At 70.2% G+C, this 12903-nt stretch carries 12 protein-coding genes and 1 tRNA gene; 4 read left to right on the forward strand and 9 right to left on the reverse strand.

The annotated features are described in order from the left end of the window. Positions 1 to 40 precede the first annotated feature (40 nt). From NKI68_RS05890 to trmY, 5 genes are all read right to left on the reverse strand, one after another. Positions 41 to 1150, reverse strand: coding sequence for a saccharopine dehydrogenase family protein (locus NKI68_RS05890; RefSeq protein WP_254545780.1), 1110 nt, complete (start codon positions 1148 to 1150; stop codon positions 41 to 43). Between the two features lie 295 nt (positions 1151 to 1445). Continuing rightward, positions 1446 to 1895 (reverse strand): toxin-antitoxin system TumE family protein, encoded by a 450-nt coding sequence (locus NKI68_RS05895; protein WP_254545781.1) that lies wholly within the window; start codon positions 1893 to 1895, stop codon positions 1446 to 1448. Then, on the reverse strand, positions 1888 to 2454 hold the full coding sequence (locus NKI68_RS05900; RefSeq protein ID WP_254545782.1) for a DUF7342 family protein: 567 nt from the start codon (positions 2452 to 2454) through the stop codon (positions 1888 to 1890). Before NKI68_RS05900 ends, NKI68_RS05895 begins: the two co-directional genes overlap by 8 nt. Before the next feature lie 408 nt (positions 2455 to 2862). Further along, positions 2863 to 2935 (reverse strand) — tRNA-Pro (locus NKI68_RS05905). Positions 2936 to 3051: 116 nt separating this feature from the next. After that, complete coding sequence (trmY, locus tag NKI68_RS05910) at positions 3052 to 3648, reverse strand: tRNA (pseudouridine(54)-N(1))-methyltransferase TrmY (protein ID WP_254545783.1); 597 nt, start codon at positions 3646 to 3648, stop codon at positions 3052 to 3054. Between the two features lie 157 nt (positions 3649 to 3805). On the opposite strand from trmY, the gene NKI68_RS05915 reads away from it, so the two are divergent. Both NKI68_RS05915 and NKI68_RS05920 read left to right on the forward strand, forming a co-directional pair. After that, positions 3806 to 6160, forward strand: coding sequence for an STT3 domain-containing protein (locus NKI68_RS05915; RefSeq protein WP_254545784.1), 2355 nt, complete (start codon positions 3806 to 3808; stop codon positions 6158 to 6160). Positions 6161 to 6215: 55 nt separating this feature from the next. Continuing rightward, complete coding sequence (locus NKI68_RS05920) at positions 6216 to 6584, forward strand: zinc ribbon domain-containing protein (RefSeq protein WP_254545785.1); 369 nt, start codon at positions 6216 to 6218, stop codon at positions 6582 to 6584. A 7-nt stretch (positions 6585 to 6591) separates the two neighbouring features. Here NKI68_RS05920 and NKI68_RS05925 read toward each other — a convergent pair whose 3' ends face one another. From NKI68_RS05925 to aglM, 3 genes are all read right to left on the reverse strand, one after another. Further along, entirely contained in the window at positions 6592 to 7026 is a 435-nt protein-coding gene (locus NKI68_RS05925; RefSeq protein WP_254545786.1) for a type II toxin-antitoxin system VapC family toxin, read from the reverse strand. Continuing rightward, the gene (locus NKI68_RS05930) at positions 7027 to 7344 is read right to left on the reverse strand and encodes an AbrB/MazE/SpoVT family DNA-binding domain-containing protein (RefSeq protein ID WP_254545787.1); all 318 of its coding nucleotides are present in this window, start codon (positions 7342 to 7344) and stop codon (positions 7027 to 7029) included. 89 nt (positions 7345 to 7433) lie between these two features. After that, positions 7434 to 8732: a UDP-glucose 6-dehydrogenase AglM gene (aglM, locus tag NKI68_RS05935; protein ID WP_254545788.1), complete on the reverse strand. Its 1299-nt coding sequence runs from the start codon at positions 8730 to 8732 to the stop codon at positions 7434 to 7436. Positions 8733 to 8873: 141 nt separating this feature from the next. On the opposite strand from aglM, the gene NKI68_RS05940 reads away from it, so the two are divergent. Both NKI68_RS05940 and NKI68_RS05945 read left to right on the forward strand, forming a co-directional pair. Next, positions 8874 to 9674 carry an N-acyl homoserine lactonase family protein gene (locus NKI68_RS05940; RefSeq protein ID WP_254545789.1) on the forward strand — a complete coding sequence of 267 codons (801 nt, stop codon included), beginning with the start codon at positions 8874 to 8876 and terminating at the stop codon, positions 9672 to 9674. After that, entirely contained in the window at positions 9674 to 10990 is a 1317-nt protein-coding gene (locus NKI68_RS05945; RefSeq protein WP_254545790.1) for a hydroxyacid-oxoacid transhydrogenase, read from the forward strand. Before NKI68_RS05940 ends, NKI68_RS05945 begins: the two co-directional genes overlap by 1 nt. Positions 10991 to 11009: 19 nt before the next feature. Here the strand turns inward: NKI68_RS05945 and NKI68_RS05950 are convergent, their stop codons facing one another. Beyond that, complete coding sequence (locus NKI68_RS05950; protein WP_254545791.1) at positions 11010 to 12869, reverse strand: glycoside hydrolase family 15 protein; 1860 nt, start codon at positions 12867 to 12869, stop codon at positions 11010 to 11012. Between the last annotated feature and the right edge of the window lie 34 nt (positions 12870 to 12903).

The raw sequence follows: 12903 nt of genomic DNA on the forward strand, positions 1-12903 counted from the left end.
CGGGATCCCTCATCACCGATCGCTGATAAACTCCCGGCAGTCAGTCGCCGGCGTTCGCCTCCCCGCCCATCCCGCCTGCCCCGCCGGCCGTCTCGTGGCGCACCGACTCGCGCTCCACGCCCTCGAATCCGAGCACGAAGTCGGGGCCGAACGCCGACGCCGGCGTCTGAAAGCCGGGGGAGACGTCGCCGTCGAGCGCGTGCCGGGCCGACTCGACGGCGGTCCGCGCGGTCAGGTCGTAGGTGTCGGGCGTCCGCAGGCGGGCGGCGACGCGCTCCCCCTCGTCGTCCTCGACCTCGCCCCACACCCGCGCCACGCTCCGCGAGCGCTCCGCCGCGGTCGGGCCGGACACCGTCGCGTCGACCAGGCGCTTCAGGGTGCACTGGACGGGTTTCATGCCGAGCATGGGGGCGAGCATCCCGGTCCACCGGATCCCGCCGACGGCGAACGGGGGAACCGTGGCGTACACCTCGACGTTCGGGATCCCGGTCGCGTAGTAGGCCGTCGAAACGTCGCCCCAGGGGACGGTGACGGCCGGCTTCGGTCCCTCCCCGAAGTCGATCCGTCGGGTCTTCCACGCGGCCGGGACGGTTCGGACCTCGCCGCCCTCGCGCACCGCGCCGGGTCTCGACAGTCCCTCGACGATCGACTTCAGGGTGCCCGGGGAGTACGTCTCGAGGCCGTCGATCGCCAGCGCGAGGCGGGTCGCCGACGGCAACTCGGCTTCGAGGAACGCCGCCAGACAGTCCGTCGGTACCACGTCGAACCCCACCGCGGGGAGCAGGGTCACGCCCGCCCGCTCGGCCTCCCTGTCCCGCTCGGCGACGGCCTCGAGCACGTCGATCTCGCCGGCGATGTCGAGGTAGTCCGTCCCGGTCTCCAGACACGCCTCGACCAGCGGCGTCGCGGTCGCGGAGAACGGGCCGGCGCAGTTCAACACCGCGGCGGCGTCCCCGACCTGCGCCTCGACGACGTTCGGGTGTTCCAGGCTGAACACGCGATGGTCGAGTCCGAGCGTCGTCGCCTGCCGTTCGAGCGACTCCGCGCGCCGCCCGGCGAGCACCGGTGACAACCCCCGGTCGACGGCGGCCTCCGCGATCAGCGATCCGGTGTACCCGTACGACCCGTAGATGAGCAACTCCTCGTCCATGCGTTCGCGTTGTCCCGTGACGGACAAAACTCCCGGGGCTGCGGAGTTCGAGTGCGGGAGAAGTGGGCCGGCGCAGATTTTGAACTCGCCGAGACGTTCCGGGCGTGCGGCGCTTCGCGCCGTTCCGGGCTGCGACTCGTCTGCTCAAATCCGTTTGGCGTCTCTTCTCCCCGCATCACAGACGCCTCGCTGTCGCTCGGCGTTGCGAGATGCGGGAGAAGTGGGCCGGCACAGATTTTGAACGACGAACGACGGGCCTCCCGAACGTATCTGTCGTCTGATGCGGACGGTGGGGCTACACCCAGAACGCCCGAATGCGCTCGTCCAGGGTCTCTAACACCTCGGACAGCACGTCGCGCCAGTCGCGCGGATGCTCCGCATCCCGTCCCGGCGTCTCCGCGTCCGGCGGCGGGTGGAAGTGTTCCCTCGCGTCGTGTTCGTTCGGGTGGCGGTCCCAGCGACACTCCCAGCTCGACCCGTCTCTGCACTGTTCCGAATAGTGCACGTTGAAATCGTCGGTGTCGTACCACCTGATCCGCAGGTACGCCCGCTCGACGCGCGATGGGAAATACCCCACGTCGTACTCGGCGACGACCGAGTCGGGCGCGTACTCCGGCCGCAGCGTAACGTCCGTGAATCGACGAGTTCCGGCGAGGCGCTGGCCGATTCGCTCCAGGACGTCGTAGTCTATCGCCCCGACTGCCCCATCCGCGTCGTCGGAGTCGAACGGTTCACCGCTAGGCATCTACTCGCCCGACGTCGCCGCTCGCGAGGTCCCCGCTACGACGTGCCGCGTCCAGCAGGTCCGCGCGCCGCTCCATCGTCTGCCACTCGCTCAGCGCTTCCCACGCCTCCTCGAGCGGACGCTCGCGGCTCGCCGCCACGAGCGATACCTCGTCAGGGTGATCGGCGTCGAATCGCGCTCGGTACTCCTCAAGTCCATCTACCGTACTCTTGAGCTTCTCGACGATCTCTGACTCCGAATATCGCGACCGGATTCGCTCGATCTGCCGCCATCGCAGGTACGACTCGTTTCGATCGTACCTGACGGGTCGCCCCGCGTGCTCCCGTACGATCCCCATCTCCGCGAACCACACGAGGTAATCGCGCGCGGTTTCGGTGTCGCACCCTGCCCGGTTCGCTATCTCGGATACCTTCGTCGGCTCGCGCAACTGCAGTATCACGTCGAGCATACGCTCCCGGGTGGAACCCCCCTTCAGAACCTCATCGGGTGCGTCCCACTCGTCGAAGTCGGGGGGTTCGTCGCCGGTATCGCGGACGTTCGGGGTGTCGGTCGGATCCATCGTCGGTCGCCTCTCTACGTGTGTATTCAGGGCTGTCGGTGATATGTCTATCGTACGCTGGAATAATTCAGTGGCGGTGGGCCTAGGGAGTTGGCGTGAATCGGGTCGGGAAAGCGACGGACGGCAGGGACCGGCGCAGATTTGCACTCGTCGAGACGATCCGGGTCGCTCACTTCGTTTGCTCCAGGATGCGACTCGTCTGCTCGAATCTGCTTTGCGTCTCTTCTCCACGCATCACGGATGCCTCGCTGGCGCTCGGCATTGCGAGATGCGGGAGAAGTGGGCCGGCGCAGATTTGAACCACGGTCGCTCACTCCGTTCGCTCCCTGATTCAAATCTGCTTGGTACACATTTCACACCCACTACGGACGACTCGCTATCGCTCGTCGTTGCGAAGTGGGGTGAAAATGGGCCGGCGCAGATTTGAACTGCGGTTACGGCCACCCGAAGGCCGAAGGATACCAAGCTACCCCACCGGCCCGCAGGTGAACCGAGGGCCAGGGCAGTGTTAATCCTTCCGTCTTCGCACCGATACCGCGACGCTGTGGCACGCTACTTGACGACGGTCCCTCGACCGCGCCGGTCCGCCCCGCGGACTCAGTACCGCCCGTACCCCTCGGTGTCGAGGTAGTTGTGCGCCACGGTGATGGCGTGGTCGGCGTGCAGGCGCTTCGGGCCGAGTCGCACCCGCGCCGCCGCGGTCTCGGCGAGTAGGGCGGCCTCCCCCTCGGCGAAGTCGCGGTGGTCGGAGAGGACGAAGACGGGATCCTCGGGGGGGTCGACGTCCACGACGGGGTCGCCCTCCTCGTGGAGTTCGACGACGGTCCCCTCGCGCGCGGCGTCGTCGAGCGTCGCCTCGAACCCCTTCCGCGAGAGGTAGACCCCGGGGGAGGTCTCGGCCTCCACGTGCCCGATCGCCTCGTCCCGCCGTTCGAGGGCCTTCCTGACGAGCGCCGCCGTCGACCGCTCGTCGGGGTTCAGGCGGCGGAGTTCGCTCCCCTCGAAGCGCAGCGTGAACTCGTCGCGGAGGACGAGTCGACAGCGCGCGTCCTCGCGGATCGCGTGCGAGAGGAAGAACGTCGCGTTCACGCACCGACAGAGCACGTCGAGCCGTCCCGCCCCGCCCGCGAGGTCGTCGAGCGAGAAGTCGGGGCCGGTAGGCGCGTCGTGACCGACGACGATGAACTGGCGCATACGCCCCCGCGGTCGCCCGCCGGCATACGTCCGTCGCTCCGCGGCGTTCCGATCCGCGCCGGGAGGACCCGCGCCGGACTCCCTCGAAACAATCGATACCGTACCAGTCCGAATACCGAACGGTACGTTTATCCTTCATTCGGGACAGCGTCGAGCAATGACCGACGCCCGGGCCGCGGCCGACCTCCTGCGGGAGCGACCGGACCTCGAACCGGCGGTCCGCGCCGCGCTCGCCGTCGACGCCGACCGCGAGCGCGAGCCGTGGACGTTCGAGGACGTCGCCGTCGACTCGGGGGCGTTCGGCGAACTCGTCGCGCGCGGCGTCGTCGAGCGCCACGGTGGAGGGTATCGGATCGCCGCCCCCGACGCGGTCCGCGCGGCCCTCGACGGCGACGCGGTCGAGTCGACGGCCGCCCTCGGTGTATCGGCGTCGCCGGTCGCGTCCCACCCGTTCGCCGACGTGGACGCGACCGAGATCCTCGCCCTCGCGGGGACGCTCGCGTTCCTCGCGCTCTTCCGTCTCGTCTCGCTCCCGTCGGTGTTCCGCGAGCGGATCGTCCTCTCGGGGAACGACCCGTACTACTACCGCTACTGGACCGAGCGGTTGCTCGCGCAGGCGGGCGGCGCGCTCGACCCCTCGGTCCTCTCTGCGCTCCCGCCCGCCGTCGCGAGGGGCGAGCCGCTGCTCGTCGCCGCGCTCTGGCTGGCGAGCGCGCTCGCCGGCGGCGCGTCGGGGGTCGTCCTCGCCGTCTACCCCGTCGTCGCGGCCGTCCTGACCGGGCTGTTCACGTACCTGCTGGCCCGCCGCGCGAGCGACGACCGCCGCGTCGCGCTCGCGGCGGTCGCCCTGTTGGCGGTCGTCCCGGCCCACGCGCTCCGGACCGGACTCGGCTTCGCGGACCACCACGCGTTCGACTACGTGTGGCTCGCGCTCACCGCGTGGGCGCTCGTCGCGCTGCTCGATCGGGACTCCCGGGGATCCGCGGTCGACCGGTCGACCGTCGTCGCCGCCGTCGCGCTCGGCGTCGGCGTCGCCGGGCAGACCCTCGCGTGGGACAACGGCCCCGCCCTGCTCGTCCCGCTCGGCCTCGCGGTCGCTCTCGCGGCCCCGGTCGCCGTCCGCGAGGGCCGCTCGCCCGTCGCGCTGGGCGCGCCCGTCGTCGCCGGACTCGCGCTCGCGGCCGCCCTCTCGCACTTCGCGCACGTCGGACTCGGCTGGCACACGGACACGGTCGCGTACGCGCCGTCGCTCCTCCTCGCGGGCGTCGTCGTCGCGCTCGCCGTCGGGGAGGCGTTCGCGCGCCTCGCGCCGTCGGTTTCGACCCTTCCCCTCCCGATCGCGCCGGCCGTCCTCGGGGTCGAGGTCGTCGGGGTCGCCGCCGGCGTCCTCGCCGTCCGGTCGCGCTTCCCCGAGTTCTGGTCGGACCTTGGACGCGGCCTCGACACGCTGTTCGCGGAGCGGGCCATCGCGGAGGTGCAGTCGCTGTTCGCCTCGGGGTCGGCCGGCTGGCTCCTGCTGTTCGGGTTCGCGCTCGTGCTCGCGCTCCCCTACCTCGCGTGGGGGCTGTGGCGCGGGTGGCGCGGGGCGCTCGGGTGGCTCGTCGTCGGGACGTACGGCGGGTACTTCCTCGCGCTCGCCGCCGTCCAGACGCGCTTTGCGGGCGAACTCTCCCCGTTCGTCGCCGTCTTCGCCGGACTCGGGTTCGTCCACCTCGCCGAGCGCGTCGACCTCGCGGCGCGACCGGTCCCCCTCCGCGACCCGCCGGAGCGGACCGACGACGGCCGGCCGTCGCTGCGCCTCCCCGATCGGCGGCGACTCGGCGCGCTCGCGCTCCTCTTCCTGCTCGTCGGCGGCCTCGGGATGATCCAGGTGCCCGTGAAGACCTCGCTCGTCACCGTCCCCGAGGGGCAGTACCGGACCGCGACGGCCATCGACGCCCACGCCGAGGAGCGAGGGCTGTCGTATCCCGAGAGCTACGTCCTCTCGGAGTGGGGGCGAAACCGCGTCTACAACTACTTCGTCGGCGGCGAGGCGGCCTCCTACGGCTACGCGCGGGCGAACTACGACGCCTTCGTCGAGTCGACGACCCCCGACCCGTGGTACGAGCGGTTCCGCGGGCGCGTGGGCTACGTCGTGGTCGGTGCCGACGACGCGCGCTTCTCGAACGCGATCGGCGCGCGCCTGCACGACCGCTACGGGAGTCGGGGGGACGGCGTCGCCGGCCTCGCCCACTACCGGGCGATCTACGCCAGCCCCGACGGGGAGTACGTCGCGTTTGCCGTGGTGCCCGGCGCGACCGTCGTCGGCCCGGCGTCGGGCGAGTCGGTGGCGGTCGAGACGGGCGTCGAGATCGACGGCGCGTCCTTCGCCTACGAGCGGCGCGCTACGGTCGAGGACGGGACGGTCCGCGTGACGGTGGCCTACCCGGGGACCTACTCGGTCGGCGGCGAGACGGTGTACGTCTCGGAGGCGGCGATCGAGGAGGGGCGGACCGTGCGCGTCGGCGGGTGAGCGCCGTCTCCCTGAACGTGACAAAAACTAACATTATCGATAGAGGTGGGGACGTATGCCCGACTCACCGGAGCGAGGCGACGATCGAGAGGCGGACGCGGCGTCTGCGAGGGGGTGTCCGAAGTGCGGTCGCACCGAGGCGAGGGTGGAGGAGATCACGACGACGAGCCCCGGCCTCTCCGCCCTCGCCGACGTGGAGAGCCACGTCTTCACCGTGGTCACGTGCGGCAGGTGCGGGTACTGCGAGTTCTACCGGCGATCGGCCGACGTGGTCCGCCTGTTCTACGGGGAGGGGCATCCCGACCCGGACCGGGAGACGGCGAGCAGGCGGTCCGACGGTTCCGTACACTACTGTAGCATGTGCGGCACCGACGTGGAGGCGGACGTCGGGGCGTGTCCCGGGTGCGGGCGGACGTTCGTCTGACCGTCGTTCACGCCCGATACGGATTCGTCGGGGTCGTCAGTCGACGGACGCCGTCGACGCTGTCGAAGCCGGTGTCGAACGAGTAGACGTACGGGAGGTCGCAGTCGCGAGCGACCGCAACGAGGAGCGCGTCGACCAGCGAGAGTTGGGCCTGCTCGCGATAGACCGAAACCCCTCGCTGCCACACCTGGCTCGTCGTTCGATTGAGATGGACACCGGTGCTCTCCTCGAGCATCGACAGCGCTCGTACTGCGTCGTCGTGTGGTACCTGCCGCGTGAGCGCGTTCATCACCTCCGCGAGGACGAAATCGATCACGACGAGCGTCGGGAGGTCGCCGCGGTCGGCGGCACGCACGACGGCGAGACCCTCCTCGTGGAACTGATCGCGACGGCGGAACGCCCCGTACACGACGTTCGTGTCGACGAGCGCGCGCTGTGTCACCTACCGATTCCCCGCTTCGTCGGCGTTCGGTTCTTCGTCGCGCGGCGACGCGTCGAGTTCGCCGGCGGGTTCGACGCCCACCGCGTCGTGGTCGGTAGCGTCGTTACGTCCCTCGAATCCGTCGAAGTCCTCGAAGACGCCCGACCGTCTGCGGATGACCTCGACGCTCAGTTCGCCCCCCTTCCAGCGCCAGCGAAGGCTGTCCCCGTCCTCGATGTCAGCGCGCTCGCGAACGTGCGCGGGGATCGAGGCCTGGTTTCCCGAGACGGCCCCCTCCCCGAGGAGTTCGTCGTTCTCGGCCTCGGCGTCGCTACTCATGGCCGTACGTAGGCACCTCCTGACTGATAAACCACACTACCGCCCACACTAATCGACCGTGCGTCCGCAGAACGGTGGTGGAGGCGACGCTACCAGGTCAGCCCCTCGTAGGTGATCCCGTCGCGGCGCTCGACGATGCGGCGGCCGTCGATCACGATCGGGTCGGCCATCGCGTCGAACTCCTCGTCGAGGGCGGCGAACTCGTCCCAGTCGGTGACGACGAGCGCGCCGTGGGCCCCTTCCAGGGCCTCGGCGGCCGAGCCGACGTACTCGACGTCCGGATACAGGTCGCGCATGTGCGCCGCGGCGGCCGTCGGGTCGTAGGCGACGACCTCAGCGCCGCGCTCCGCGAGCCCCTCGATGACGAGCTTGGCGCGCGAGCCGCGGATGTCGTCGGTGCCGGGCTTGAACGCGAGGCCGAGGACGGCGACGCGCTTCCCGGCGACGTCGGCGTGACCGTCGAGGAGTTCGAGCATGCGCCGGGGCTGGCGGTCGTTGACGCCGACCACCGCGTCGAGTAGCTCCGGCTCGTAGCCCGCGGATCGCGCGGCCGCCCGGAGCGCGTCGGTGTCCTTCGGGAAGCACGAGCCGCCCCAGCCGACGCCCGAGCGGAGGAAGGCCGCGCCGATGCGGTCGTCGAGCCCGATGGCCTCCGCGACCTCGTAGGAGTCCACGCCGAACTCCTTGCAGATGTTCCCGAGTTCGTTGATGACGCTGACCTTGGAGGCGAGAAAGACGTTGTTCGCGTACTTGATCATCTCCGCCTCGCGGCGGCCCGTCCGGACGATCGGGATCTCGCGGTCGCCCACGAGCGGCGCGTAGAGTTCCTCGAGCAGCGAGAGCGACCGCTCGTCGCCGGCGGTGCCGAAGACGATCTTGTCCGGGTCGAGGAAGTCCTCGACGGCGGTCCCCTCGCGCTGGAACTCGGGGTTCACCGCGACGTCGATATCCTCCCCGACGGTCCTCCCGCTGGTCTCCTCGAGCAGGGGGGCGAGGCGCTCGTCGGTCGTTCCGGGGACGACCGTGCTCTTGATCACGACGAGGTGGAAGCCGTCCTTCTCGGCGAGCGCCTCGCCGATGTCGCGGACGCCTGCTTCCATGATCGAGAGGTCGATGCTCCCGTCCTCGCGGGAGGGTGTGGGGAGCGCGACCATCGTGAGGTCGGTGTCGCGGAGGGCGGCGTGCTCGGTCGTCGCGCGGAGGCGGTCGCCGGCGTGTTCGGAGAGCAGTTCCGGGAGTCCGGGCTCGTGGATCGGCGGCTCGCCGGCGTTCAACCGCTCGACGACCCCCTCGTCGATGTCGATGGCGACCACGTCGTGTCCGAGGTCGGCGAAGCAGGCGGCGACGGACGAACCGACGTAGCCGCTGCCGACGACTGAGACGTTCATCACCCGTCCCGTCCACGCGCGAGCACTTCAGCGGTTCGGCTACTCGTCCGGGAGGCTCACCGCCCGCGAACTATCACGGCCCCTCTGGTCCCCAATCGTGACAATGGCTAGTTATTTCTGCCTCTTTGGTAACGGTTCCGCATGGTCGACGCAACCATCCACGTCATCGACCGGGGCGGCCTCGAGTGCGACCTCAACTACCTCGTCCAGGGGAACACGCTCGGGAGCCACGACGAGCCGAATCCCGACACCGACTACGTCGAGATCCCGGTGTACAACCTGGTCATCGAGCACCCGGAGGCGACGATCCTGTGGGACACCGGCTCGCACCACGACGCGGCGAACGGCCACTGGCCGGAGGGGCTGGTGCAGGCGTTCTACCCCCACGACGCCCACGAGCACCGCCTCGACGACGATCTGGAGGCCGCGGGCTTCGGCCTCTCGGACGTCGACGCCGTCTTTCAGACGCACCTGCACCTCGATCACGCGGGCGGGCTGGAGTTCTTCGACGGTACTGATATACCGGTGTACGTACACGAGGAGGAAGTGAAGTTCGCCTACTACAGCGCGAAGACGCCGAAGGGCAGCGCGGCGTACGTCCTCGGCGACTTCGACCACGACCTCAACTGGCAGATCCTCCACGGGGAGCGCGAGGAGCACTTCGAGGACGTGGAGTTCGTCCGCCTCCCGGGGCACACGCCCGGACTCACGGGGACGGTCGTCCACCTCGACGGCGAGACGGTGATCTTCGCCGGCGACGAACTCTACCAGCGCGAGAACTACGAGGACGAGATCCCGCTCGGGGCGGGGCTCCTCTGGAGCAACACGGACTGGTTCGAGAGCCTCCAGCGGATCAAGGACCTCGAACGCCGCCACGACGCCGAGGTGGTCTACGGCCACGACCCCGAGCAGTTCGAGCGCATCGCGTCGGGGTGGTCCTGATGGGGACGGGCTACGAGCGGTCGGTCTCCGCGCCCGAGCACGCGCAGGCCCCGGAGACGGTCTGGCACCTCCAGATGCCACAGATCCGCTTCGGCCGGGACGCGGTCGAGGAACTCGCCTACCAGCTACGCGACCTGGGCGTCGCGGGGGACGCCCGCGGCCTGCTCGTCACCGACGAGACGCTCGTCGACCTCGGGCACGCCGGGCGCGTGCGCGACGAACTCGAAGACGACGGCCTCTCGGTCGACGTCTTCGACGGGTCGAAGCGCGAGCCCTCGGTGCAGGACATCGAGGAGTGTATCGACTTCGTCCGCGAGGCGGTCGGCGAGGCGGGCTACGACTTCTACGTCGGCCTCGGCGGCGGGAGCGTCATGGACACGGCGAAGACGACGCGGGCGGTCGTCGCGAACGGCGGTGAGATCCTCGACTACGTCGCCGAGCCGACGGGCGAGGGCGAGTCGCTGACCGAGTCGGGGCCGCCGCTCGTTCTCGTGCCGACGACTGCGGGGACGGGCGCGGAGATCTCGCCGGTCGCCATCCTCTCGGTCGAGGAGCAGGAGATCAAGGAGGGGATCTCGAGCAACCACGTCCGCGCGGACGCGGCCGTGCTGGACCCGACGCTCACGACGACGCTCCCGCCCGACCTGACCGCCCGGACGGCGATGGACGCGCTCGGCCACGCGATCGAGGGCTACACCACCCACGAGTACGACCAGCTCCTCCGCGCGAGCGACCCCGCGACCCGCCCGGTGTACGCGGGCCGGACGCCCGTCACGGAGCTGTTCTCGGAGAAGGCCATCTCGCTGCTCTCGGGGAGCGTCCGCACCGCCGTCAACAACGGCGACGACCTCGACGCGCGGGCGGACATGCTCCAGGGGGCGCTGTTCGGCGCGATCGCCGGGCTGACGGCGGGCGCGACGCTCTGTCACGCCATCGCCTACCCGGTCGGCAACCGCTATCACACCTACCACGGCGAGACCATCGCGGTACTCACCCCGGCGAGCACGCTCGGTTACAACGCCGCGAGCGACCCGCCCCGGTTCGCCCGCATCGCGGAGATGCTCGGCGCGGACACGTCGGGCATGCACACCCGCGACGCCGCGATGCAGGGCAAGGAGGAGTACGTCAGGCTCCAGCGCGACCTGAACGTCCTCCCCTCCGGGCTGCACGAACTGGCCGGCATCGAGGAGTCGGACCTCGACTGGCTCGCGACCCAGACCGTCGAGACGCAGGCGCGCCTGCTGCGCTGCAACCCGCGGCCCGTCACCGCGGAGGACGTGCGCGGGATCCTGGAGGACGCGCTCCACAACTGGTGAGGGGGCGCTGACGTCCGAGCTACCTCCCGGACGTCCCCACACCCTCCCCGAGTTCCAGCCCCATCGGCTCGATTCCGGCGCTGGTGCGCCCGCTCATCCGCCCGAGGTAGAGCGCGGAGTTGATCAGTCCAACGTGGCTGAACGCCTGGGGGTAGTTGCCGACCTGCACCCCTTCGCCCTCGTCGATCTCCTCGGCCAGCAGGCCGAGGGGGTTCGCGTAGTCGAGCACGTTCAGGAACACCTCCCGCGCCTCCTCGACGCGGCCGGAGAGCGCGAGCGCGTCGACCAGCCAGAACGAGCACAGCACGAACGTCCCCTCCTCCCCCGGCAGGCCGTCGTCGCCGTCGTACCGCCGGACCAGCCCCTCCTCGGTCATCAACTCCGCCCGGATCGCGTCGATGGTGCGCTGGACGCGCTCGTCGTCGAACGGGAGGAACCCGACGAGGGGGACGAGGAGCGCCGTCGCGTCGAGCGCGTCGTCGTCGAACGCCCGGACGAACGCCCCGCGCTCCTCGCTGTAGCCCTTCTCGAGGACGGCCTCCCTGATCTCGTCCCGAACTGCGCGCCAGCGGTCGAACGGGGCGTCGAACCCGCGCTCCTCGGCGATGGCGACGCCGCGGTCGAGCGCGACCCAGCACATCAGCTTCGAGAACACGAAGTGACGGGTGCCGCCCCTGACCTCCCAGATACCGGCGTCCGGCTCCCGCCAGATCTCGGGGACGTAGTCGATTATCCCCCGGACGGCGTCCCAGTCGTCGCGTTCGAGCGAGCCGTCGTCGCTGACGGTCTCGTAGATCGCGAGCACGAGTTCGCCGTAGATGTCGAGCTGTCGCTGGTGGATCGCGCCGTTCCCGACGCGGACGGGCGAGGAGTCCCGGTAGCCCGAGAGGTGCTCGAGTTCCCGCTCTGCGAGATCGGGGTCGCCGTGGAGGCCGTACAGCGGCTGTATCCGCTCGGGGTCCTCGGCGCGACAGCGGTCGAGGAACCACTCGAAGTAGGACCTCGCCTCCGCCCCGTGGTGGAGGTTCGAGAGCGCCTGGATCGTGAACGCCGCGTCGCGGAGCCAGTTGTACCGGTAGTCCCAGTTGCGGACCCCGCCGACGTCCTCGGGGAGCGACGTGGTCGGGGCGGCGGCGATGGCACCGGTCTCTCGGTGGGTCAGCAGTTTGAGCACCAACCCGGAGCGGACGACCAGGTCGTGCCACGGGCCGCCGAAGACGCACTCCGACTCGTCGCAGGTGTGCGCCCACCCGCGCCAGAAGGAGACGGTGTCGTCGAGGAGTCGCCTCGCCCGCCCGTCCGCGACCGGTTCGGCGTCGCCGTACCGGAGGACGAACCACTCGGCGTCGCCCGCGGTCAGCGCGACGGTGGCGGTCGCCCCGTCGTCGCTCACGTCGAACGGGCGGTCTGTCATCAGGAGGGCGGTCTCGTCGCCGCCCGCCGCGAGGAGTCCGCCGTCCCGGGCCTCGACGATCGTCTCCGCGCGGGCGTAGTCGAATCGGGGTTCGAACGCGATCTCGACCTCGGCCCGTCCGCGCTCGCAGGTCACCCGGCGGTATATCGCCGGGGAGCGGGTCCCCCCTCCCTCGTCATCGACGATCGGCATGAAGTCCGTCACCGCGAGGTCGCCCATCGCGGTCCGGAACTCGGTTCGGAGGACGTTCGTTCGGTCGAGGTACCGCTGGGCGGACGCGTAGGCGGCGGCCGGCCGGATGCGGAAGTGCCCGCCCCCATCGGCGTCGAGGAGGTGCGCGAAGACGCTCGGCGATTCGAGGTGCGGGAGCGGGCACCAGTCGATCGACCCGTCGACGCTCACGAGCGCACACGTCTCGAGGTTCCCGACGAGCCCGTAGTCTTCGAGTGGTGGATACTCGCTCATGTCACACGCCCCGAACCACGCGCCCCGCGATTAT

The sequence above is a fragment of the Halomarina pelagica genome, assembly GCF_024228315.1.
GTDB classification, from domain to species: Archaea; Halobacteriota; Halobacteria; order Halobacteriales; family Haloarculaceae; genus Halomarina; species Halomarina pelagica.